Source organism: Sphingomonas aurantiaca, from assembly GCF_003050705.1.
GTDB classification, from domain to species: domain Bacteria; phylum Pseudomonadota; class Alphaproteobacteria; order Sphingomonadales; family Sphingomonadaceae; genus Sphingomonas; species Sphingomonas aurantiaca.
Genome location: NZ_QAOG01000003.1, coordinates 511,155 through 534,829, shown reverse-complemented (window position 1 = coordinate 534,829; position 23,675 = coordinate 511,155). Strand labels below are relative to the sequence as shown.

Sequence of the window (23,675 nt, the reverse complement as noted above, 5' to 3'; positions counted from 1 at the left end):
GCGGAATTGAATTAACAAACTGAATAAAATGGTACTATTTCTGTCCAAAAGCGGCACTTGCGCGAAATCGGTGCAGCGCGACGCCGCGAGTAGATCGCTGCGCTCCTATCGACAAAGGCGATGGCTGAGGCGCGGTGTCAAATCAGCAAATCTGAGGGCGAGTATCATGGCGAGAGAGCCGGCATGGCTGAAGGCAGCCAAGTCAAAACTGGGTACCAGAGAGGCTGACGGATCCGCAAACAGCGCGACCATTCTCGGCTGGGCGAAGCGTCTCGGTACGAAAGTGCTGGGCATGGTCTACAACGCCGACAGCGTGCCGTGGTGCGGCGTGTTCGTCGCCTATTGCCTGCAGGAGGACGGGATCGCACCGGTAGCGATCGCCGTGCGCGCGACGTCGTGGGCGACATGGGGTCAGGCGCTTCGCCCCGAACGGTTGGCGCCCGGCGCGGTGCTGGTATTCGAACGTCCGGGCGGCGGTCATGTCGGCTTCTATGTCGGCGAGGATGACGCGGCGTATCACGTCCTCGGCGGCAATCAGGGCGATGCCGTCACGATCGCAAGGGTTGCCAAGGATCGGTGCATCGCGCGGCGCTGGCCGGACGGCCGCCCCGTCATCGGCAAGCCGGTCCAGATGGCGGCCCGCAAGCCGATCTCGACGGACGAGGCATAGTCGAGGCAACCGGAGCTTAACGATCGCGCGGTACAGCGGCGCGCTCTACTTCAAGGATCCGCGATGAAGCGCCTCTGGTCTTGCGTCCTCCTACTCGCGATCGCGCAGCCGGCCTGGGCCCGCGGCGATGATGCGCCCTATTATGGCCCGATGAAGCGACGTGGGATCGGCTTCGAGATCGGCTACAAGGACAGAACCGAAAAGGACGGATCATGGCGCATCGACGCCGCGATCCATGCCCGCGGCGATGCGATCGACATGGCGTTGTACCGCGCCGCCGAGCGTGCCCATGATCTGGGCTACCGCTATCTGTTCCTGCTGGGGGGCAGCGAATCCAGGTCACCCGGACTGAACATGGCGACGGTCTATGCTCGACCGAGCCAAAACGCGGGGCCGCCGATCGGCTGCCGGTCCAGGAAGATGACGAGCTGCTACACGGCCAACGTGCTCGAGATCCTGCGCATCCTCGGCGGTCCGGACGGTGCTCAGCCCGGGGTGCCGATCTTGGCAAGCCGCGACGCGTTCGGTCGGGAGGTGTATCTGTCGGGCTATGGAACCGGGGGTGTCGCGTCGCTGGTACCCGGCGGCATCGCGCGAAGTGGCATGACGACGATCGTCGATGGCGGAACCTATATCCGGGGTTCGAACCTTCGGCCATCCAGGCGCGCGGTCGACCCCGTCGCCGGCGCTGCCCTGCCTTTGCCCGCGCCCACCGCGATCGTCGCGCCTCCGGTCTTCAGATACGTGCCGCCCAGCAGTTCGCCCCCCACCGCCGAGGTCGACGCCGATGCGCGCTTCGACCGGGCGCTCAAGGCAGCCCAGCCCGTGCGCGGACGGGATCCAAAACTCGGCTGGACGATCAGCGATTGATCGACCTGGCTGAACGCGACGATCGTTTCGTCAGCGGATCGCCCGGTGTTTTCCGGTTGCCCGTCGCGCCAAAGCGCGTTTGGTCCTCGTCGCGGTAGCTTGCGAAGGGTGTGATGCCGCCAATGCGAGATCGGGACTTGGCTAGCGGCTTCCCCCTATAGTGCCATTTGCGCCGAGCTACCTGGCTAACCCTAACAATAAAAAACCATGCTTTTAGTATTACTTGCTGTGACGCGCACTAAAACGCTGCCTATAAACTTGTAAATATGGGCTCATATCGTCCAGATGAGTCATCTAAGCCAATTCGGTTATATCTGCTCTTATGGTTACCACCTAGTGAGGGGTAGCCATGATCTTAACGTGCATCATGCAGCGGGTTTTTCGAACGAATATTCCCGCTATACATAACTGGTTCGTGACGACCGGCATGGCAGGCATGGTCCTGCTGACTATCTGCACACCGGCGCAGGGCCAGGCAACGACGATCTCCGATTTTGAGGGCGTCTGGAAGATAGCGAAACCATCCAACAGCCTCGAAGCTTCGACGCCGGTCGTGCTGACCGCGGAAGGACGCAAGGCTCTTGCGGAAAACAAGCGCCTCAGATCGCAACACAAGTACGACGATTACGATATCACGATATCGCGCTGTTCGAGCCCGGGCGTTCCGCGGCTCATGCTGACGCCGATGCGGTTCAGGATCTGGCAGCGGCTGGGCGTCGTCACGTTTGACTTCGAATGGAACCGCGCCCTGCGTCAGATCGACATGCGCGGGCGGCCGACCGAACCATTGCTCGCGCCGCAGATGACCGGCCAGACCACCGGGCGGTGGGAGGGCGACGCGCTGGTCGCCGAGACGGTCGACGTAAGCGATCGCACGCTGATCGACGATATCATGCCGCACAGCAGTGACATGAGGGTCACCGAGCGCATCCGACTGGTCGATGCCGACACGCTGGAAGACCGGATCACGATCGACGACCCGATCTATTACGCAAAACCCTGGGGTGGCGTGGTCACCTACACGCGACAGCCCGCCACGCCGTTCTTCCCGGAGCATGTCTGCCTCGACCGTCGCGACACCGCTGCGCGCGCCATGCGTGGGAAATGAGCAGCGCGAACGAACTCGGAGCATCCAGCATGACCGCTTACCGCAAGCATTCATCCCGCGCCCGCATGCTGGCCCTGACGGCCGGCATCCTCAACCTCGGCGCAGGCGTCGCCGTTGCTCAGATGGCGGCACCGCCGCCCGGTGGACCTCCGTCGGGCAACGCCCCCGCCCCTCCACCCCCGGGCCGCGGTCCCGGGGCGGGGTTGGCTCCGCCGCCGCTCCCGCCGCTGACGGAGGCGCAGAAGATCCTGACCGCGCTACCGCCGCCGATGAAGGCCGGGCTTTTTCCGCAGCCGCCGGTAACCGCCGACGACCCCGTATCGCCCGCGGATCCCCGCGATTTCCAGGGCATATGGTATCACGATCAACCGCTCGAAGTGCGCATCCAGAAGGACATGTACGGGGCGGAGCCGCCCGTGACGATGGCCGGCGCCAATGTCATCGCCCGCCGCGTCCGATCCGCCGAGGCCGGAAAGCCGTTCATCAACGCCTCCGCCAAATGCCTCCCACCAGGTCCGCAATGGCAGCGCGATCTCAATTTCCCCTTCCAGATCGTGCAGGGAAAGACCTGGGTCGCGTTCATCTTCGAGGAATATCATGGTCGATGGAACATATCCCTCGACCCGAAGACCACGCCACTGCCCGGCGGCACCGACTTCATGGGGCGCTCGATCGGTCATTGGGAAGGCGATACGCTCGTCGTGGAAAGTACCGGTTTCAAGCAAGCGCTTTGGCTCGATGTCGACGGAACGCCGCTCTCGCCCAATGGTCGCCTGGTTCAGCGCATCCGCAAGGTGAACCTTGGCGACGGCAAACCCTTCCTCGAGATCATAACGACCATCGAAGACCCGCAATATTACACCCACCCCTGGAACATCGTCAGGCGGTTCGCGTGGCATCCCAATCTACCGGTCTTCAAGGAATATAATTGCGAAGAACAGGTCGGCGATCCGAGCGGCGTAACCGATGCCGGGCTCGTCGTCGAAACAGCGGATTAAAAACAAAAACAGAGGGTGGATGCTATGAACAGGAAGGTTTTGCTGCTGATGGCGGCGAGTCAGGCCGCACTCTTCGGCGGGACCGGAGTAGCCAGCGCACAGACCACGCCGGTAGCGGCCCAGACGACACCGGCGAACGCGACGGACACGCAATCGTCGAGCGAGCTGCCCGACATCGTCGTCACTGCGCAGCGCCAGTCCGAGACGCTGCAGCGCGCTGCCGCCTCGGTCAGCGTGCGCTCGGGATCGGATCTTCTGGCCGCGGGCAAGTTTGCGCTGAGTGCCATCCTGGAGGACGTGCCCGGTGTCAGTGGCGGCGCCGCGGCGACGCCGACCGGCATGGCGGGATCGTCGTCGGGCAATGACTCGCCCGCCGCCGGGCTCACCATTCGCGGCATTCCCTCCAATTCTGGCGTCGGTGGATCCGCGACATCGATCGCGACGTCCGCCGCGATCTATGTCGACGGCATCTACAATGGCGTCGGCAGTTCGTACGATATCGACCGCGTCGAGATCCTGCGCGGTCCGCAAGGCACGCTGTACGGCCGCAGCGCGACCACCGGTGTCGTCGTGATCAAGACGCGCGATCCGGCGCTCGGCATCGTCGAGGGCAACATCGCCGCAGAGGCCGGCAACTATGATCTCGAGCATTATTATGGCGCGGTGAACGTCCCCCTCGTGTCCGACGTCATCGCGCTGCGCGTTTCGGGCAATTACTACAGCCGCGACGGATATGACACGCATGACGTCGACAAGGGCGAGCTCGGCTATCGCGGCGGCGCGATGCGGAGCACCGATTTCCGCGCGAAAATGCTGATCGCGCCGACCAGCACCTTTTCGGTCCTGCTCGGCGTCGCCGGCCAGAACAACAAGATCTACAGCTCCGGCAATTCGATGAATTTGCAGACCGACGGGACCTACGACAAGGTTTATGGCGACGTCGGGCCGGGCACCAACAAGTTCCGCCAATATTGGGCGGAGTTCAATCTCGACCTTGGCGGCGCCAATCTGGTGTATATCCCGGCATTCCGCACATGGACGTCGAGCGCGTTGAATTACGGCCGCGTGCCGGCCATCGGCCTGGCCGTCGATCAGGACATCTCCACGCCCAAGGACGAGTTCATGACGCACGAGCTTCGGCTCGCGTCGCAGCAGGGCGGCAAGCTGAAATGGCAGATCGGCGCGCTATACTATCAGAACGACCTGCGCAGCATCGTGAAGGCGACCGACGGCTATTCCGGCGCGCTGTTGTACAATTCCGACGTCGCCAAGAAAACGACCGCAGCCGGCGTGTTCGGCGAGGCCACATACGCCTTGGCCGACACCACGCGGCTGAACGCCGGGCTGCGCTACGATTATACCAAGGTTGCGGTCGACCAGACCTATACCGCCAATCTCAACCTGTGCTGCGGCGGCCCGCTCGGTTCGACGACCTATGGCTATCCGGAGATCCTGCAGACCCAGACGCTGTCCGGTCAGGAGGGGAAACGGACGTACCGCAACGTCACGTACAAGGTGCGGCTCGAACATGACCTGAGCCCGCGCAACCTGCTCTACGCGCTCACGTCGTCCGGCTTTTCGCCGGGCGATCTCAGCGTGACCACCGGCAGGACGGGCGCGCCTACCGCCGTCGAGTTCAAGACCGAAACGCTGACATCGTATGAAGTGGGATCGAAGAACCGATTTTTCGGCAACCGGCTCCAGGTCAACGGATCCGCCTTCTACTATGTCTATGGCGGCTATCAGGTCGGCAACATCAACATCAGCGACATCATCGGGCTGACCGCGTTCACCGCCATCTCCGCCCCGGCCCGCGCCTATGGCGGCGAGCTGGAAATCTCCTTCCAGCCAACGCCGCGCGATCGCATCGGAATAAACTCGAGCTACACCAAGGCGTATTTCGTCGACAGGCGCGAACAAGCGGTTCCCGGCAGCACCAGGACCTTCGACTATTATTTTTCGCGCAAGGACATTCCGAACGTCATCCCCTTCCGGACTCAGGTCAATTACGATCACGACATCGACCTGTCGGATGGGTCGAGCATCACGCTGCATGGCGATGTTCGGTTCCTGAGCAGCTTTTACTCGGCCCCACTCAGGCAGAACCTGGTGGACGGCGCGCTGGACGCCGCGCGCACGGGATCGCAATTCGTCGAGGACGTTACCGCAACATGGCGGTCGCGCGATAACCGGCTGTCGCTGTCGGCCTACGTCCGGAACGTCAGCAATAATCGGTACAACATCAATGCCGGGGTCAACCTGGCGGGCGTGAACGCGACCGGGCAAGGCCTGATTGCGGCAACCCGCGAACTGTCCGATCCACGCACATACGGCCTCGTTCTCAGCACGAAATTCTAAACCGCCACGAAACGGCGGCGGACGCGCGCGTCAATCGCAAGAGGAGATGATGGGATGATAGTTGCCAAGAAACGTGCCGGCATGCGGTTGGCGTGGCTGCCACTTCTGGCGGGCATGGCACTTAGCGCGCCTGCACCCGCCGCGACTAACACCCCCGCCGAGATCATCAACGAGAACCTCGTCCTGGACTTCTACCGCGCTCTCGATGCCGCCAACGCAGCCGGGACCATGGCCCAGCAGGCACGACACATCGCAGAACGCTATCTCAGCCCCGATTACATCCAGCATCGCGAGGGCGAGTCGGCACCGGGCACCGCGCGCGAGGCCTTTATCCGTAACGCCGAGGCCGTTCCTGCCGGCCCGCTTCCCCCCGGCATGAACCAGCCCGCCAGGCGCGTCGCGCTGATGGCCGACGGCGATCGCGTCATCCTGGTCACCAGCCGTGACGTTCCCGACGCATCGGGTCGCATCCGCCCGGTATTCCTCTTCAACATGTTCCGGATCGCGGGCGGTAAGTTCGCAGAACATTGGGATGCGATCCCCGCGCAGATCGGCAGCCCGCCACCAAACGCGCGGCCCCTTGCGGGACGGCGATAGACCAGTTGCTATAGGAAATTGGCGGAGAGGGTGGGATTCGAACCCACGGTACCCTCGCGGGTACGCCGCATTTCGAGTGCGGTACGTTCGACCACTCTGCCACCTCTCCGCAGGTCATCCGAAGCTCTGCGAACAGCGCCTCCGATCGGTCGAAGCGCGGCCTCTAATGAAGTGATCCTGGGGACGCAAGCGGATTTTGGCCCTGCGCGCACCGCTCGGCGCGTTTTCCTTGTGCGGCGCAAAACAGCCCCTAAATTGGCGGATATGCCCCGACACGACAGTATTGCCCACGACATCACCAGTCCGCTCGTCCCCGTCGAGGTGGTCGCGCCGCCGATCTCGTACGCGAATTTCTCGATCGGCGACGTCGTGCGTCACCGGCTGTTCGATTTCCGCGGGGTTATCTTCGACGTCGATCCGGTCTTTGCGAACAGCGACGAATGGTATGCCGCGATCCCCGAGGATATCCGGCCGTCGAAGGACCAGCCCTTCTACCATCTTCTCGCCGAGAACATGGAGTCGAGCTACGTCGCCTATGTCAGCCAGCAGAACCTGGTGCCCGACGACAGCGACGAGCCGGTCGACCATCCGGCGATCTCCGGCCTGTTCAGCGACTATGCAGACGGCCGGTACGCGCTGCGACAGGTTCACCGGCACTGAGGCGAATCGGACCGCTGGCAAAAGCCGGTTCCAGATCCGACGCGCGAGTCGGGCCTGGTCCGCCGTCTGTGCGGGGAAATAATTCCGCACCGGGACCCTGACGATGCGACGGCAGGCAGACGACCCGCACCCTTAAACACCCCGTCGCCGCCCCTTCACGGTTGACAACGCCCCCCCCCTCGCTTAGCTGCCCGGCTTCTCCCGGCGGACCTTGCGTTCGTGGGGCACATGTATTTGGAAAGTGACAAGGGCCATGTTCGCAGTCGTGCGCACGGGCGGCAAGCAGTATCGCGTCGCCGCCGGAGATAAGATCGTCGTCGAAAAGATCGAGGGCGATGCAGGGGCGTCGGTGACGCTGGGCGATGTGCTGCTGGCGGGCGAAGGCTCGGAGCTGCGCTCGGTCGAGGGTTTCACCGTCGCCGCAGAGATCATCGCGCAGGCGAAGGCGGACAAGGTCATCGTCTTCAAGAAGCGTCGTCGTCACAACTATCGTCGCAAGAACGGCCATCGCCAGCAGCACACGATCCTGAAGATCGTGTCCGTCGGCGGCCACACTGCAAAGAGCAACGAGGGCGAAACCGCCCCGGCCGCTCAGGCATAAGGAGTAGCTTCAGATGGCACATAAGAAAGCAGGCGGCTCTTCGCGCAACGGTCGCGATTCGGCCGGTCGTCGTCTCGGCGTCAAGAAGTTCGGTGGCCAGGCGTGCGTCGCCGGCAACATCCTCGTGCGTCAGCGCGGAACGAAGTTCTACCCGGGCACCAATGTCGGCATCGGCACGGACCACACGCTGTTCGCGCTGGTCGATGGCCGCGTCGTATTCAGCCAGGGCAAACTTGGTCGCAAGTTCTGCTCGGTCGAGCTGGCGGCGAACGACGTTGCCGACATGGCAGCAGCAGCCGAATAACATCGGGTAACCATCCGGGTTGCCCACCAGGGTGACCCGGGTCGCGAAAGCGAACCTGAACAAGGGAGACGGGTCACCCCGGCTCCCTTTTTTATTGCTCCCTCCCCCTCGCCTGTCGCTGCCCTGTCATTCGGACATGGCAGGGCGTCAGGCGCGATGCGTGAAGGAGAGAGCCGTGTTCGCGCGCACCAAGAGACTGACGTTGCGGCCAGGCTGGCCGGAAGATGCGCCTGCATTGGCGCGGGCGATCGGCCATGAGTCGGTCATCGCCAAGCTGGCGCGTGCGCCCTGGCCCTATACGCTGGACGATGCCGAGGCGTTTCTGGCGCAGCCGCGTGGCGCGCACGACCCCCATTTCCTGATCGAGACGATGGACGCCGGCACGCCGCGACTCGTCGGCGGGATCGCCATCCGGGCGGCGGAGGCGGGCCATGAACTCGGCTATTGGCTGGCGCCGGACGCCTGGGGTCGCGGCTATGCGACCGAGGCCGGCGTGGCGGTGGTGGCGATGGCCCGCCACGCGCTGGGCCTGCGCCGGCTGGATGCGTTCCACTTCGTCGACAACCCGGCGTCGGGACGCGTGCTGGCGAAGCTCGGGTTCCGACCCACAGGTCGGATCGAGCCGCGGACCTCGCGCGGGCGCGGGGGCGAGGCGCCCGCGGTGATGTTCGAACTCGATCTCGATGACGATCGATGCGCGCCGATGCCGATGGCGGCGTGAGCCGCGCGCCTTTCCCCTGAGAGTACGACTCCACCCCGGCAAAGGCCGGGGCCCAGTTGGCATGGTCGTCGTAACGACGCGATGATTTCCGTCGGTACCGTCCCCCAGCTGGGCCCCAGCCTCGCCGGGGTGGTGCATCTGGTGACGGGGCGACTCCCCCCACCTCCCTTTGGCCCGCAAAAGCGGGGATCCCGAATCGGCAGGCATGGTTGCTTTCCCCACGGAAACCTCCAAACAGGGATCAACATTCTTTACTTACAGCGATGTAAATAGGTTCCCGTCCCGTGACGTCACCACCGCGCAAGCGCCTCTCCCCCACCGAATCGCGTGACGCCGCCGTCGAGGCCGCGCGCGCGCTGCTCGTCGAAAGCGGCCCCAGCGCCGTCACCTTGAAGGCGGTGGCGGGCCGGATCGGGCGGACGCACGCCAATCTGCTCCACCATTTCGGCTCGGCGGAAGCGCTGCAGACCGCGCTGATCACGCGGATGGCGGCGGACATCGTCGGCACGATCGGCGCCGCGGTGCTGCGGGTGCGCGCGGGCGAGCTCGACCCCCGCGAAGTCGTCGAGATGACGTTCGACGCGTTCGGCAAGGGCGGTGCGGGCGCACTGGCGAGCTGGATGATCCTGTCGGGCAATACCGACGCGCTCGACCCGATTCTCACCGCGATCCACGATCTGGTCGACGAACTCGCCGAGGGCGACATGCCCGGCGACCAGCCGATCCAGGACCAGACGCTCACGCTGGTGCTGATGGCGCTCGGCGACGCCTTGATGGGCGCGCCGATGGCCCGCGCGCTAGGCCTGCCTGCGACCAGGGCGCGCGAACTCGCGCTCGACGCGCTGCTCGCGAGCAAGGACGCCGCCGCCTGCCCATCGGGCTGAGCGTCACCGAATCGGAACCCGAATCGCAGACACTGGCGATTTTCGCCAATTTCGCTATGGGGCGGCGATGCATTTTCTAGACCAAGCCAAGATCTACGTCCGTTCAGGTGAGGGCGGCCCCGGTGCCGTCAGCTTCCGCCGCGAGAAATATATCGAATATGGCGGCCCCGATGGCGGCAATGGCGGCAAGGGCGGCGACATCGTGTTCGAATGCATCGCCGGCCTGAACACGCTGATCGACTTTCGCTACACGCAGCATTTCCGCGCACCGCGCGGCTCGGGCGGCTCGGGCTCGAACCGTACCGGCGCAGGCGGCGAGGATCTCGTGATCCGCGTGCCGCTCGGCACGCAGGTGCTGTCGGAGGACAAGGAAGAGGTGCTGATCGACTTCACGCAAGTCGGCCAGCGCGAAGTGCTGTTCCGCGGCGGCGACGGCGGGCGCGGTAATGCCAGCTACAAGACCTCGACCAACCGCACCCCACGCCAGCACGGCACCGGCTGGCCCTATGGCGAGGCGTGGGTCTGGCTGCGCTTGAAGCTGCTCGCGGATGCGGGTCTCGTCGGGCTGCCGAACGCGGGCAAGTCGACCTTCATCAACCAGGTGACGAACGCGCAGGCCAAGGTCGGCGAATACGCCTTCACCACCACCCGGCCGCAGCTGGGCGTTGTGCGCCACAAGCAGCGCGAATTCGTCGTCGCGGATATTCCCGGGCTGATCCAGGGTGCGGCCGAGGGCGCCGGCATCGGCGACCGGTTCCTCGGGCATATCGAGCGGTGCCGCGTGTTGCTGCATCTGGTCGATGCGAACGACGCCGACGTCGCCGAATCGTACCGGATCGTGCGCGACGAGCTGGAGAATTACGGCGAGGGGCTGACCGACAAGAACGTCATCGTCGCGCTCAACAAGATCGACATGCTCGATGCCGAACTGATCGCGGCGCTGTCGGCAGAGCTGGCGGAAGCCAGCGGCGCCGAGGTGATGGCGATCTCGGGCGCGAGCGGCGCGGGGATCGAAGCGGTGCTCGACAAGCTGATCGGCGCGATCGGCCCGGCCCCCGGCGCGGCGAAGGACCTCGAAGAGGGCGAAGTCCCGGTCGCATGGTCGCCGCTGTAGGCCAACGCATAGCCCTCTCCCCCTCGGGGAGAGGGTTGGGTGAGGGGCTGTTCCGGGCGTTGCACTGCTTGGCTGCCCCTCGCCCCGACCCTCTCCCCGACGGGGAGAGGGAGCAGTGATGTTTCCACCGTCATCTTGCGCGCGGCTGATCGTGAAGATCGGCTCGGCGCTGCTCGTCGATCCCGACGGCAGCGTCCGACGCGACTGGCTCACGGGCCTCGTCGCCGACATCGCCGCGCGCACCGCTGAGGGCCAGCAGATTGCGATCGTATCGTCCGGCGCGATCGCCTTGGGCGCACGCCGACTCGGGCTATCGAAAGGCGGCCGCGCGAGTCTCGAGGACGCGCAGGCCGCCGCCGCCACCGGCCAGATCGCGCTCAGCCAGGTCTGGGCCGAATTGCTCGCCGCGCAGGGGCTCAACGCCGCGCAGATGCTCGTCACGCTCGACGACCTCGAGGACCGCCGCCGCTATCTCAACGCCGCCGCGACGCTCAACCGCCTGCTGTCGCTCAAGGTCGTCCCGGTCATCAACGAGAACGACAGCGTCGCGACCGAGGAAATCCGCTTCGGCGACAATGACCGCCTCGCCGCGCGAGTCGCGCAGGCGGCGGGTGCGCAGGGCGTGATCCTGCTCTCCGACGTCGACGGGCTCTATACCGCCAACCCGCACACCGACCCGTCCGCGACGCATATCGCCAGCGTCGCCCGGATCGACGCGGTCGCGGGCATGGCAGACGACGGGTCGGGCTCGGGGATGGGCTCGGGCGGCATGGCCTCGAAGATCGCCGCCGCGCGGATCGCGACCGGTGCGGGCATTCCGCTAGCGATCGCCTCGGGCCGTATCGACCATCCGCTCTCCACCCCTGCCCGCCACACGCTCTTCACCGCCGAACGCACCGCGTCTGCGCGGAAAGCTTGGCTCGCGGGCGGACTGACCGCGAAGGGCGCGATCCATGTCGATGCGGGCGCCGCGGCCGCGCTCGGCCAAGGGCGGAGTTTGCTCGCGGCCGGCGCGATCCGGATCGACGGCGGTTTCACGCGCGGCGATCTGGTGACGATCGAGGGGCCTGCGGGCACGATCGCGCGCGGCCTCGCGGAATACGACGCCGCCGATACCGCACGCCTGCTCGGCCGGCACAGCGACGATCATGCGGCGATCCTCGGCTACGCGCCGCGGTCCGCGCTGGTCCACCGCAACCATCTGGCGCTGCTGTGATCGGCCGCGCTCTGTTCACCCCGGGAACGCGACCATGATTCTGGCCATCACCGGCGGCACGGGGTTCGTCGGCAGCCACCTGATCGATCATGCGCTCGAGACCGGCCACACGATCCGCGCGCTCGCCCGCAAGCCGCAGGCCAAGCGGACCGGCGTCACCTGGATCGAAGGCGCGCTCGATCGCCCGATGAGCCTGGGCAAGCTGGTCGAGGGCGCGGACGTCGTGATCCACGTCGCGGGCGTCGTCAACGTGCCCGATCGCGTCGCCTTCGCCGCGGGTAATATCGCGGGCACCGAGGCGATCCTGAAGGCGACGCGGCTGTCCGGCATCCGCCGCTTCGTCCATGTCTCGTCGCTCGCCGCGCGCGAGCCCACCTTGTCGAATTACGGCTGGTCGAAGGCCGAAGCGGAGACGCGCGTTCAAGCATCCGGGCTCGACTGGACGATCATCCGCCCGCCCGCGATCTTCGGCCCGCGCGATCACGAACTGCTCGACGTCTTCAAGGCCGCTAGGACGGGCTATCTGCCGATGCCCCCGGCAGGCACCCGCGTATCGCTGTTGTACGTCGAGGATCTGACCGCACTTCTGCTCGCACTCGCTGAAACCCCCGCCGCGCCGTCGATCATGGAACCCGACGACGGCGTACCGAACGGCTGGGACAACCGCGACTTCGCGCGCGCCGTCGGCGTGGCGGTCGGCAAATCGATCAGGGTGATCTCCACACCCCGCGCATTCCTCAGGCTCGCGTCCGCCGCCGACCGCCTCGTCCGCCGCCGCAAGGCCAAGCTCACGCGCGACCGGGTCAGCTATTTCTGCCACCCCGACTGGGTGTCGCACGCGCCGCCCCCGCCCGCGCTCTGGACGCCTGCGGTCCCGACCCCACAAGCCCTGGCGCAAACCGCCGCATGGTATCGCGCCGCGGGGCTGCTATAGCGCCGAAAAGCCGCCGCAATTTCCTGTCAGGAATGGTGGCGACACCGAAGGGATTATCATGAGCGACCGCCAGCAGATCTACGACACCGTCACCGCGCAGATCGAGCCGTTCAACAAGAAGGGCGTCGCGCTCACCGACGCGACGACGTTCCAGGGCGACCTGGAGTGGGACAGCCTGACCGTCATGGATTTCGTCGCCGCGATCGAGGACGAATTCGACATCATCATCACGATGAACATGCAGGCCGAGATCGAGACCGTCGGCCAGCTGGTCGACGCGGTCGCGAAACTGAAGGCCTGACCCCATTGCCGTTCGTGCCGAGTAGGGATCGAGCGTAGTCGAGAGCCCGTATCGAGGTACATGTCCTTCGATACGCCATCTCGACAAGCTCGATGGCTACTCGGGACGAACGGCTTGAGGCGTTATCAAATTCCAACCTCTTGGAACCGAACATGACCGAAGCCGCCACCACCGCCCACGCCCTCCCCCTCGACGTCGCCGAGGTCGCCCCCGAACGCGACCTGATGTCGAAGTTCGACGGCCTCATCGCCGAACGCGAGGCGCTGGTCCGGTCCGGCGTGCGCAACCCCTTCACGATCGTGATGGACGAGGTGAAGTCGCCGACCGAGGCGGTGATCCGCGGCAAGGACACGATCCTGCTCGGCACCTATAATTACATGGGGATGACGTTCGACCCCGACGTCATCCAGGCCGGCAAAGACGCGCTCGACGCGTTCGGGTCGGGCACCAATGGCAGCCGGATGCTCAACGGCACGTTCCACGACCATGTCGACGTCGAGCAAGCCCTGCGCGAGTTCTACGACGTGACCGGCGCGATCGTGTTCTCGACCGGGTACATGGCCAATCTGGGCATCATCTCGACGCTCGCCGGCAAGGGCGAATACGTCATCCTCGACGCCGACAGCCACGCCTCGATCTACGACGGCTGCAAGCAGGGCAATGCCGAGATCGTCCGCTTCCGCCACAACGACGTCACCGACCTCGACAAGCGCCTCGGCCGCCTGCCCAAGGAAGCCGGCAAGCTGGTGGTGCTCGAAGGCGTCTATTCGATGCTCGGCGACATCGCCCCGCTGAAGGAGATGGTCGCGGTCGCCAAGAAGCATGGCTGCATGGTGCTCGTCGACGAAGCGCATTCGATGGGGTTTTTCGGCCCCAACGGCCGCGGCGTGTACGAGGAGATGGGGCTGACCGACGAGGTCGATTTCGTTGTCGGCACGTTTTCGAAGTCGGTTGGCACGGTCGGCGGCTTCGTCGTGTCGAACCATCCGAAGTTCGAGATGGTCCGCTTCGCCTGCCGCCCCTACATCTTCACCGCCTCGCTCCCCCCGTCGGTCGTCGCCACCGCCGCCACCTCGATCCGCAAGCTGATGACCGCGCACGACAAGCGCGCGCAGCTCTGGAAGAACGCGCGGGCGATGCATGCGGGCCTCAAGGCGATGGGCTTCAAACTCGGCACCGAGACGTCCGACTCGGCGATCATCGCGATCATCCTCACCGACCAGGAACAGGCGATCGCGATCTGGCAGTCGCTGCTCGAGGGCGGGCTGTACGTGAACATGGCGCGCCCGCCGGCAACGCCCGCGGGCACGTTCCTGCTGCGCTGCTCGCTCTGCGCCGAGCATACCGACGCGCAGGTCGCGACGATCCTCGGCATGTTCGAGGCCGCGGGCCGTGCCGTCGGGGTGATCGACTGACCCTCGATCCTCCCCCCCCGGGGGAAGGATCGGACAGGCCGGCTGCGTTAAAATTGACATCATTGCGCAGGGGCAACGACTCGCTAGGATGGGATGGTGATACGCAGCGAGGCCCAGACCGCAGCCCTGGGGGGCGGAGCGACCTGGCGGACTGTCATGCTCGTCGTGATGGGGCTGCTCGGCGCGGCGGTGCTCGTCGCGATGATCGTGACACTCGGCAGCGCCAACCGCCAGCGCGATCAGGCGCTCGACCTGCAGGCGCACAGCTATGACGTGATGATCCTCGCGCGGACGCTGTCGGGGACGATCGCGCGGTCGGAGGCGTCGCTCGGTCGCTACGTGATCAGCGGCGACAAGCAGCTCGGCCAGCTCTATTTCGACGAATGGGTACTTGCCGGATCGCAGATCGACCGTCTCGACCGGATCACCGGCGACAATCCCGAGCAGCAGACCCGGATCGACCGGCTGCGCGCCGCCTATGATGCGCGCGGGCGCGAACTGTCGCTGACCGCGCTGAGCACGAGCTACGGCAAGAACGGCCAGGCGCTGGCGCGCTATTACCAGGCGCGCAAGGCGCCGACGCTCATCGAGATCAACGCCACGCTCGACACGCTGATCGCCCGCGAACGCGCGCTGCTCGACGAGCGGACCGCGAGCGCGATGGGGTCGGTCGATCGGTCGAGCCGGGTTGCGGGCGTGCTGGCGGTGTTCGGCGTGCTGCTGGTGCTCGGCGCGATCCTGCTTGGCTGGTTCACGATCCGCGCGGTCGGCGAGCGCGCGACCGCGCTGGCCGACGCCGAGCTGGAACGCGAGCGCGCCGCCGAGCTGACTGCCGCGGTCGCCGCCGCCACCGCCGAACTCCGCGTGCAGGAGGCCAAGCTGCGCCAGATCCAGAAAATGGAGGCGGTCGGCCAGCTGACCGGCGGCATCGCGCACGACTTCAACAACATGCTGGCGGTCGTGCTGGGCGGGCTGGAACTCGCGCGGCGGAGCATCGGTGCCGATCATGCCGACGCACGCCGCCACATCGACAACGCCACCGAAGGCGCGAACCGCGCGGCCGCGCTGACCCGCCGCCTGCTCGCCTTCAGCCGCGAGGATTCGCTGAAGCCCGAATCGATCGACGCCGCCGCTCTGGTCGCGGGCATGTCCGACCTGCTCGACCGCACGCTAGGCGATGCGATCACGCTGATCGCGCGCGCGGAGACGCCGGGGGGATGCGTGCGCGCCGATCGAGTCCAGCTCGAGAACGCGGTGCTCAACCTGGCGGTCAACGCGCGCGATGCGATGAACGGCCGCGGCACGCTGACGATCGCCACCGGCACCGCAACGCTGGCGGCGGGGCAGGTCGGCCAGTGCGCGGCGGGCGCATATGTCACGATCAGTGTCGTCGACGATGGCTGCGGGATGACGCCCGACATCGCCGAGCGCGTGTTCGAGCCGTTCTTCACCACCAAGGACGTCGGCAAGGGCACGGGTCTCGGGCTCAGCCAGATCTTCGCGCTGGTGCAGCAGTTGGAGGGAGAGGTCACCATCGCCTCGACGCCCGGCGAAGGCACCGCGGTCACGCTCTACCTCCCCCGGACCGCCGACGCCGTGGCCGGGCCGTTGCCCGCGTCCGTGCTTCCGGTGTCGACCACCGTCGCACCGGTCGTACCGGCGGCGGCAATGCTCGACATCCTCGTCGTCGAGGACGATCCGCGCGTGCTGACCGCGACGATCGGCGCGCTGGAGGAGATCGGCCACCGGGCGATCGCCTGCGACGATCCACTCGCCGCGCCCGCGCTGCTCGCGGCGAACCCGACGATCGGGCTCATCATCTCCGACGTGCTGATGCCGCGGCAGACGGGGCCCGAGATGATCGCAGCGCTCAGCCCGCTCTATCCGCATATCGCCGTCCTGTTCGTCACTGGCTTTGCGGGCGAGGTGAACGTCGCGCAGTTCGGCGGGCATGACGTGCTGCGCAAACCCTTCACGCTCAACGGGCTTGAACGCGCGGTCATCGCGGCGTTGGCAGCGGAACGCGCCCCCTCCCCCGCGCAGCACGAGCGGATCGCGGCGGAATAAGGGCTTGGCGACGTGCAACCCATTGCGGTGCGATTGGGGATGACGCCTCGGCCGCGCGCCCCTATACCCCTTCGACCCAGCATACCGAGCCCTATCCGCGCATGAAATCCATCGACCGCTACATGGCCCGGCTGATCGCGGTGCCGCTGTTTTCGACGCTGCTGATCGCCGTCATGCTGTTCGTGCTCGATCGCATGCTCGGGCTGTTCAATTTCGTCGCGACGCAGGGCGGCCCGATCAGCGTCGTGTGGCGGATGCTCGCCAACCTGCTGCCCGAATATCTGGGGCTCGGCATTCCGATCGGGCTGATGCTCGGCATCCTGCTCGCGTTCCGCCGGCTGTCGACCTCGTCCGAGCTCGACGTGCTGCGCGGCGTCGGCATGAGCTACAACCGGCTGCTACGCGTGCCCTATATGTACACGATCGCACTGGCGCTGCTGAACCTCGCGATTGTCGGCTATGTCCAGCCGATCGCGCGCTATTATTACGAAGGGCTGCGGTTCGAACTGCGCACGGGCGCGCTCGGCGCGTCGATCAAGGTCGGCGAGTTCACCAATCTGGGCAGCAAGATGACGCTGCGGATCGAGGAGAGCAAGGACAAGGGCCGCGAGCTGTCGGGCATCTTCGTCCATGCGCAGAGCCAGAATGGCGACTGGCTGGGGGTAACCGCGGAGAAGGGCAAGTTCCTCGCGACCGACGATCCCAACGTCATCATCTTCCGGCTTGCCAACGGCACGCTCGTCCACAACCGGCCCGAATTCAAGACGCCGCGCGTGCTGACCTTCACCAGCCACGATCTGCCGATCAACCTGCCCAAGTTCGAGAGCTTCCGGGTCCGCGGCGGGCGCAATCTCGAATATACGCTGCCCGAACTCGCCAAGCAGGGCCAGCGCGGTGCGACGCTGGAGCAGCGCGACGGCAGCCGCTCCGAATTCCATTTCCGCCTGGCGGAGGTCGCGACGATGTTCCTGTTGCCGCTGCTGGCGCTCGCGCTCGGCGTACCGCCCAAGCGATCCTCGTCCGCGCTAGGTGTGTTCCTGTCGATCGTGATGATCGTCACCTATCACAAGGTGAACCAATACGCCGCCGATGTCGGCGAGCTCGGCCGGATCGATCCGATCGTCGCATTGTGGGTGCCGTTCACGATCTTCGCCGGGTTGATCCTGTGGATGTACTACACGATCGCCTATGTCCCCGGCGGCCAGCCGATCGGTGCGCTAGAACGCGTCTTCTCGAAGACGTTCAAGGCCATCACGAAACGCATTCCGGGCTTCCGCAAGAGCAAGGCCGCATGAAAACCGTCAGCTTCTTCCCGTCGCGCACGGTCGCGATCTACATGGGCCGGATGTTCCTGTTGCGGACGTTCGCCGTGCTGGCCGCGCTTGTGCTCGTCCTCCAGGCGCTCGACCTGTTGAGCGAGTCGGGCGACATCCTCGCCTTTCCCGGCAATGGCGATGCGCAGGTTTGGCAATATGTGTCGCTGCGCGTGCCGCAGATCGTCTCGCGCTTCCTGCCCTTCTCGGTGCTGCTCGGCACGATCCTGACGCTGATCACGATGAACCAGAACAGCGAGATCGTCGCGCTGAAGGGCTCGGGCCTGTCCGCGCACCAGGTGCTGGCGCCGCTGCTGGTCGCCAGCCTCGGCGTCGCGGTGATCAGCTTCGTCTTCAACGACCGGGTGGTGGCGCGCGCGACCGCGACGCTCAACCAGTGGCAGAAGGTGAATTACGGCAAGCTGCCGATCGACCGCGGCGACCGCGCCAATGTGTGGGTCCGCGACGGCGACGACCTGATCGAGGTGGCGCAGATCCGCGGCCGCGGCGATGCGACGCGGCTTGGCGGGATCACGCTGTACGATCGGACCGGCGGTAACCTCGTCGCGATCCTGCGAGCCGATCATGGCAAGCGCGCCCCTGCCGGTGGCTGGCTGGTCGGCCCTGCGACCCGGTTCGACGTCGCACGCGGCACCGATACCAAGCTCGGCTCCGTGGTGATCGGCAAGGATGTTCGACCCGATCAGTTCACGCTGGCGAGCGTCGATGCGGACGGGCTGTCGTTCGGCGCGCTCAAGGCCGCGATCGCCGACCTGTCCGACGCAGGCCGCCCCACCAAGGCGCTCGAGGGGTCACTGTGGCACAAGCTGTCGGGGCCGTTGTCGTCGGTGTTGATGCCGCTCCTCGGCGCGGTCGCGGCCTTCGGTATCGCGCGCTCGGGCAAGCTGTTCGTGCGCGCGGTGATCGGCATGGCGCTGGGCTTCGCGTTTTTCGTCGCGGACAATTTCGCGCTGGCGATGGGCAATCTCGGCGCCTACCCGCCGTTCCTCGCCGCCTGGGCGCCGTTCCTGCTGTTCTTCCTGATCGGCGAAGCGGTGCTGATCCGCTCCGAGGAATAATCCGGCGGTTGGCCTCCCGCCGCAGCGGGAGGCCAATCTCAGCGGCGGACCATCGTGCTGCGCGCGATCTTGCTGACCAGCCCCGGCAACCCCGGATAGCTCGCCTTGTGATAAGGCGACATCGCATCCAGTTCCGCCGAGATCCGGCGATGCGCCTCGCCCAACGCGTGATAGGGCAGCCCCGGCAACAGGTGGTGCAGCGCGTGATAGCGCAGGCCCACCGGCGCCCACAGCGCCGGCAGCAGCGCCGGCGGCGGCACGTTGACCGTGTCGAGATACTGCGCGGTCACCGTCATCGGCTCGCCGTCATTCTCCCACAGATGCGCGACCAGCGTGCGGACCTGGTTGAGCACCGCAAACGCCGATGCCACGCCAAGGATCGTCAGGAACGCACGCAGCGGCAGTACACCCGCCACGGTGATCCCGATCAGCGTGATCGCCCACAGGCTCGCTGCAACTTCGAGGCGGTTCCAATAGGCCTTCGCCTCGCCCTCCGGCGCACGACGACGGAATTGCGGGTTGATCGCCAGCGCCGAATAGCGCTCGACGACCATCGTCCGCAGCTTGGGCGACAGCAGCGAGAGCGGCGACAGGATCGAAAACCGGATCAGCAGCGCGATCGGTGCCAGCGCGGAAACAACAATGAACAGCGGCAACGTCCACGGCTTCATCAGCGCGAGCGGCAGATATTCGGGATCCTCGACCGTGCCATAGCGGGTCTTGGCGTGATGCAGGTTGTGGACGCCCTCATACATGAACGACGGCGTCATCATCGGGACGCCGACGAGGATGTTCCAGCCCAGCCGGAAGTTGGGCACCGACGCGTGCTTCATGTGGCTGACTTCATGGATGAAGCTCAACCCGCGGTACAGCCCAAGCACCGACACGATCGCGGCGACCACCACGACCGCGGTCGAACCGCTCGTCGCCGCCACCACCAGAGCGCCATAGCCGAGCGCGACCGACGCGATCAGGTCGCCCCAATAGACCGACGGCCGCGGCTTCACGAGATCGCGCGTCAGATCCGCGGCCGCGCGCAGCATCGCCTTGTCGTCGGCGATACGCACCACCCCGGCACCGGCGACGGGTGTGGCTGGAACGGGAGCGGCCGTGCCGCGAGCGAGGCTGAGCGAGGTGTCCATGGGCATATCCATTGCCCGAAGATAGTGGCCACAGCGTGGCATTTACAGGCCGTGCCGCTGCCGCCGCTCCAAGGAAACACGATCACCCTGACAGGATTTTACGATGACCCATGTCACTCTCGCCTTTATCCGCCGTGCTGGCTAGACACGCTCGACTGCGTAATCGGGAACGACACATGGCTAACATCAACATTCGACCGGTCGAGACGCTGAAGGATCGCAAGATCTTCATCGATCTGCCGTTCCGCCTGTATGCCGACGATCCCAATTGGGTGCCGCCGCTGAAGTCGGAGGCGCTCGGGCTGATCACGCCAGAGAAGAATGGCTGGTTCAGCCACGCCAAGGTGCAGCAGTTCCTCGCCGAGGAGGATGGCCGCGTGGTCGGTCGCATCTCCGCGCATATCGACACGCTCGCGCTGACGATGCCCGCCGAGCAGGGCTTTGGCCCCGGCGTCGGCCAATGGGGACTGATGGAGGCCGAACGCCAGGATATCTTCCAGGCGCTGCTCGTGCGCGCGGAAGGCTGGCTGCGCGACCAGGGCATGACGCGTGCGATCGGCCCGATCAGCATGTCGATCTGGGAGGAGCCGGGGCTGTTGATCGACGGCTATGATCATCCGCCGACGATCATGATGGGCCACGCCAAGCGCGAATATCGCGGCTGGATCGAATGGGCGCAGTATCGCCCGATCAAGCAGCTGATGACCTATGAGGTCGACGTCACGCGCCAATTCCCGCCGATCGTTCAGCGCATCATCAAATCGGGCGAGAAGAACCCGCGCATCGTCATCCGCAACGTCGACAAGACCAAGTTCGAGGAGGAGGCGGCGATCATCCTGTCGATCCTCAACGATGCGTGGAAGGACAATTGGGGCTTCGTGCCGCTCACCCCGCCCGAGATCAAGGATGTCGGCGTCAAGCTGAAGCCGATCGTCTTCAACGACCTGATCCGCATCGCCGAGGTCGACGGCCGGCCCTGCGCGTTCATGATCACGCTCCCCGATCTGAACGAGGCGATCAAGCCGTTGAAGGGCAGCCTGTTCCCGTTCGGCTGGGCTAAGCTGTTGTGGTGGCTCCGCAAACCCAAGGTGCGGACGGTGCGCGTGCCGCTGATGGGGGTGGTCAAGGACTTGCAGGCCTCGCGGATGGCGAGCCAGCTCGCCTTCATGATGATCGAATATATCCGCCGCGCCTCGGTCGAGCATTACGGTGCCGAGCGCGCGGAGATCGGCTGGATCCTCGACGACAACCAGGGGATGCGATCGATCGCCGAGACGATCGAGAGCCGGGTGAATAAGGTCTATCAGGTTTACGAACGGACGCTGTAGAGCGCGCGCAACAGTGTTTCCCCGTGAAGGCGAGGACCCAGTCTGAGCTCCCGCCTTCGCGGGAGAACAGGGTGGCGGGGACCGGCGGCGGGAATGCCCGGGCTACTCCCGCGTTCCCTTCCCGAACGGAATCCTCAGCGTCACCGCTACCCCCTGCCCGGACGCACCGGGCAACTCGGTACGGATCGCGTGGACATTGCCCCTGCCCCCGCCTGGCAGCCGGAACGACAGCGGATCGGAACGCGGAGGCTGGACCGGCTCGGCCAGCGTCGCGAGCCGCTGGTCGGTCGGCCGCGCGCAGACGACGATATCGCCATCGGGATCGGCCTGGACCGGGCACGGCATCGTCGCACGCGGCCTGCGCCTGCGCAGTTCGGGCGGGAGCGGCGGCCCTGCTACCGCTTGCAGCAGGAGCAGGCCGACGAGCATCTAGAACCGCCGCGATATACCGGCATAGAGCCGGGCATCGGGCGTATCGGCGGTCAGCCCGGCCGCACCCAGTATGTCGAACTGCAGATCGTCGTTCGCCATCCATGCCAGCGACAGCGCAGCCACGCCCTGCGTCGCATGCTGATCGGGGTCATCGTCACGCAGCGCCTGCAGCTCGCCGGTCAGCGTGAACGCCTTGGAAACCTTCACCGACAGGCCGGCGGTCGCGCTATAGGCGAAATGCCGGCCATTGCCGTCCTCGTCGACCGCCGCATCGATCTCCGGCGTCAGGTCGAGCGACACCGAATCCGACAGTTCGTACGTCACGGGGACGAGAAACCCCGCCCCCCAATCACCCGCACCGATCGAGGACTGCCCAACCGGCAGCGTCACGAACGGCAGGACCGATACCGACAGGTCCGACCCGTCGGGGTGAAGGAGGTTCGCCTTCATGCCCAGCGAAACGTCGCCGATCCCGTCGACCGACTCGACTCCCGTCGAATCGCGCATTCGATCATGGCCGAACGGCGTGAAGCCGATCCGCGCTTCGATTGTATCGCTGACACCGACGCGGACGAGCGTGTCGCCGAACAGGATGTTGTCCTCGCGCGATCCGGGCTGGTCGTCACGCGTCCAGTCGGCCAGCGACGTCTCGACCGAGATGCGCCCCGGTGCGATCGTGCACGCCGGTGTATCGATGCCCGGCCGGTCGGGGCAATATTCACGCTCCTGTGCCGCGGCGGCACCGGAGAGACCCAAGCTGGCGAGCGCGACGCCGATCAGCGCCCGCTTCACCGCAAGCGGACCCAAGTCGGCGCATGGTCGCTGGCCTTTTCGCGGCCGCGATACGCCTTGTCGACGCCGGCATCGATCATCCGGTCGGCAGCCTGCGGGCTGAGCAGCAGATGGTCGATGCGGAAGCCTGCATCGCGCTGCCACGCGCCTGCCTGATAGTCCCAGAACGTCCACACGCCGCCCTTCGGAAACTGTGTGCGCAGCGCATCGGTCCAGCCCTGCGCCACGAGCGCGCGATAATGCTCACGGCTTTCGCGCTGCATCAGCGCATCGTCCTGCATCGCGCGCACCGAGTAGGTGTCGTCGTCATTCGCGATGACGTTATAGTCGCCTGCGAGGATCGCCGGCACTTCCTCGGCCAGCAGCACGCGCGCCCGCGCGGCCAGGCGGTCCATCCAGCGCAGTTTATAATCGAATTTGGGCCCCGGCTGCGGGTTGCCGTTGGGCAGATAGAGTGCGGCGACGATCAGGCCGTCGACCTCCGCCTCGATATAGCGGCTGTGCTCGTCCTCGGGCTCGCCGTCGAGACCGCGCTGGCGGACGTCGGGCGTGCGTCCCTTCGCGAGGATCGCGACGCCGTTCCACGCCTTCTGCCCATGCCAGACCGCACCATAGCCGACCGCCTCGATATCGGCGATCGGGAAGGTGTCGTCGCTCGATTTGAGTTCCTGGAGGCAGACGATGTCGGGCTGCTCTTCGACGAGATATTCGATCAGCCGCGGCAGTCGCGCCTTGATGCCGTTGACGTTGTACGTGACGATTTTCATGGAA

The 23,675-nt window shown here is 65.8% G+C and carries 24 protein-coding genes and 1 tRNA gene; 20 read left to right on the top strand and 5 right to left on the bottom strand.

Translation table 11 applies throughout. The features are described from left to right. Positions 1–166 precede the first annotated feature (166 nt). From C8J26_RS11435 to C8J26_RS11410, 6 genes are all read left to right on the top strand, one after another. Complete coding sequence (locus C8J26_RS11435; protein WP_056417066.1) at positions 167–670, top strand: TIGR02594 family protein; 504 nt, start codon at positions 167–169, stop codon at positions 668–670. Positions 671–733: 63 nt separating this feature from the next. After that, positions 734–1,540, top strand: a complete 807-nt coding sequence (locus C8J26_RS11430; protein ID WP_107958063.1) for a hypothetical protein — start codon at positions 734–736, stop codon at positions 1,538–1,540. Positions 1,541–1,967: 427 nt separating this feature from the next. After that, entirely contained in the window at positions 1,968–2,648 is a 681-nt protein-coding gene (locus C8J26_RS11425; RefSeq protein ID WP_107958061.1) for a hypothetical protein, read from the top strand. A 29-nt stretch (positions 2,649–2,677) separates the two neighbouring features. Further along, positions 2,678–3,646, top strand: a complete 969-nt coding sequence (locus C8J26_RS11420) for a hypothetical protein (RefSeq protein WP_107958225.1) — start codon at positions 2,678–2,680, stop codon at positions 3,644–3,646. A 24-nt stretch (positions 3,647–3,670) separates the two neighbouring features. After that, positions 3,671–6,004, top strand: a complete 2,334-nt coding sequence (locus tag C8J26_RS11415) for a TonB-dependent receptor (protein WP_107958059.1) — start codon at positions 3,671–3,673, stop codon at positions 6,002–6,004. A 54-nt stretch (positions 6,005–6,058) separates the two neighbouring features. Continuing rightward, entirely contained in the window at positions 6,059–6,601 is a 543-nt protein-coding gene (locus C8J26_RS11410) for a nuclear transport factor 2 family protein (protein WP_244185262.1), read from the top strand. 19 nt (positions 6,602–6,620) lie between these two features. Here the strand turns inward: C8J26_RS11410 and C8J26_RS11405 are convergent. Then, positions 6,621–6,710: transfer RNA gene (locus tag C8J26_RS11405), tRNA-Ser, on the bottom strand. A 155-nt stretch (positions 6,711–6,865) separates the two neighbouring features. Here C8J26_RS11405 and hspQ point away from each other — a divergent pair. The 13 genes from hspQ (at position 6,866) to lptG (ending at position 19,210) form a co-directional block, all read left to right on the top strand. Beyond that, positions 6,866–7,261 (top strand): heat shock protein HspQ, encoded by a 396-nt coding sequence (hspQ, locus tag C8J26_RS11400; RefSeq protein ID WP_107958223.1) that lies wholly within the window; start codon positions 6,866–6,868, stop codon positions 7,259–7,261. 253 nt (positions 7,262–7,514) lie between these two features. Further along, positions 7,515–7,862, top strand: coding sequence for a 50S ribosomal protein L21 (gene rplU, locus C8J26_RS11395; protein ID WP_056417047.1), 348 nt, complete (start codon positions 7,515–7,517; stop codon positions 7,860–7,862). Between the two features lie 13 nt (positions 7,863–7,875). Beyond that, complete coding sequence (gene rpmA / locus C8J26_RS11390; protein WP_056417044.1) at positions 7,876–8,166, top strand: 50S ribosomal protein L27; 291 nt, start codon at positions 7,876–7,878, stop codon at positions 8,164–8,166. 175 nt (positions 8,167–8,341) lie between these two features. Continuing rightward, complete coding sequence (locus C8J26_RS11385) at positions 8,342–8,887, top strand: GNAT family N-acetyltransferase (protein ID WP_234422602.1); 546 nt, start codon at positions 8,342–8,344, stop codon at positions 8,885–8,887. A 284-nt stretch (positions 8,888–9,171) separates the two neighbouring features. After that, positions 9,172–9,771, top strand: coding sequence for a TetR/AcrR family transcriptional regulator (locus tag C8J26_RS11380; protein WP_056417041.1), 600 nt, complete (start codon positions 9,172–9,174; stop codon positions 9,769–9,771). Positions 9,772–9,838: 67 nt separating this feature from the next. Further along, positions 9,839–10,885, top strand: a complete 1,047-nt coding sequence (obgE, locus tag C8J26_RS11375) for a GTPase ObgE (protein ID WP_056417038.1) — start codon at positions 9,839–9,841, stop codon at positions 10,883–10,885. A 118-nt stretch (positions 10,886–11,003) separates the two neighbouring features. After that, complete coding sequence (proB, locus tag C8J26_RS11370) at positions 11,004–12,101, top strand: glutamate 5-kinase (protein WP_107958055.1); 1,098 nt, start codon at positions 11,004–11,006, stop codon at positions 12,099–12,101. A 34-nt stretch (positions 12,102–12,135) separates the two neighbouring features. After that, positions 12,136–13,035: an NAD-dependent epimerase/dehydratase family protein gene (locus tag C8J26_RS11365; protein ID WP_107958053.1), complete on the top strand. Its 900-nt coding sequence runs from the start codon at positions 12,136–12,138 to the stop codon at positions 13,033–13,035. A gap of 58 nt (positions 13,036–13,093) precedes the next feature. Further along, on the top strand, positions 13,094–13,336 hold the full coding sequence (locus C8J26_RS11360) for an acyl carrier protein (RefSeq protein WP_056021671.1): 243 nt from the start codon (positions 13,094–13,096) through the stop codon (positions 13,334–13,336). Between the two features lie 152 nt (positions 13,337–13,488). Next, positions 13,489–14,751 carry a serine palmitoyltransferase gene (gene spt, locus C8J26_RS11355; protein WP_107958052.1) on the top strand — a complete coding sequence of 421 codons (1,263 nt, stop codon included), beginning with the start codon at positions 13,489–13,491 and terminating at the stop codon, positions 14,749–14,751. 156 nt (positions 14,752–14,907) lie between these two features. Continuing rightward, on the top strand, positions 14,908–16,818 hold the full coding sequence (locus C8J26_RS11350; protein ID WP_244185261.1) for an ATP-binding protein: 1,911 nt from the start codon (positions 14,908–14,910) through the stop codon (positions 16,816–16,818). A 101-nt stretch (positions 16,819–16,919) separates the two neighbouring features. Then, a complete protein-coding gene (gene lptF, locus C8J26_RS11345; protein WP_207223151.1) occupies positions 16,920–18,113 on the top strand; it encodes an LPS export ABC transporter permease LptF in 1,194 nt (397 codons plus the stop codon). Beyond that, positions 18,110–19,210, top strand: a complete 1,101-nt coding sequence (lptG, locus tag C8J26_RS11340) for an LPS export ABC transporter permease LptG (protein WP_056417025.1) — start codon at positions 18,110–18,112, stop codon at positions 19,208–19,210. The genes lptF and lptG overlap by 4 nt, the downstream gene beginning before the upstream one ends. Positions 19,211–19,248: 38 nt before the next feature. On the opposite strand, the gene C8J26_RS11335 is transcribed toward lptG, so the two are convergent. Continuing rightward, complete coding sequence (locus tag C8J26_RS11335) at positions 19,249–20,352, bottom strand: fatty acid desaturase family protein (protein WP_107958217.1); 1,104 nt, start codon at positions 20,350–20,352, stop codon at positions 19,249–19,251. Positions 20,353–20,528: 176 nt separating this feature from the next. Between C8J26_RS11335 and C8J26_RS11330 the strand changes: the two genes are divergently transcribed. Further along, positions 20,529–21,680 (top strand): N-acetyltransferase, encoded by a 1,152-nt coding sequence (locus tag C8J26_RS11330; protein ID WP_107958047.1) that lies wholly within the window; start codon positions 20,529–20,531, stop codon positions 21,678–21,680. A 102-nt stretch (positions 21,681–21,782) separates the two neighbouring features. Here C8J26_RS11330 and C8J26_RS11325 read toward each other — a convergent pair whose 3' ends face one another. Genes C8J26_RS11325 through xth form a run of 3 tightly spaced genes read right to left on the bottom strand, consistent with a single transcriptional unit; the run spans position 21,783 to position 23,671 of the window. Then, entirely contained in the window at positions 21,783–22,109 is a 327-nt protein-coding gene (locus tag C8J26_RS11325) for a hypothetical protein (RefSeq protein ID WP_107958045.1), read from the bottom strand. Then, positions 22,110–22,904, bottom strand: coding sequence for a transporter (locus C8J26_RS11320; protein ID WP_107958215.1), 795 nt, complete (start codon positions 22,902–22,904; stop codon positions 22,110–22,112). Then, positions 22,901–23,671: an exodeoxyribonuclease III gene (xth, locus tag C8J26_RS11315; protein ID WP_107958043.1), complete on the bottom strand. Its 771-nt coding sequence runs from the start codon at positions 23,669–23,671 to the stop codon at positions 22,901–22,903. The genes C8J26_RS11320 and xth overlap by 4 nt, the downstream gene beginning before the upstream one ends. Between the last annotated feature and the right edge of the window lie 4 nt (positions 23,672–23,675).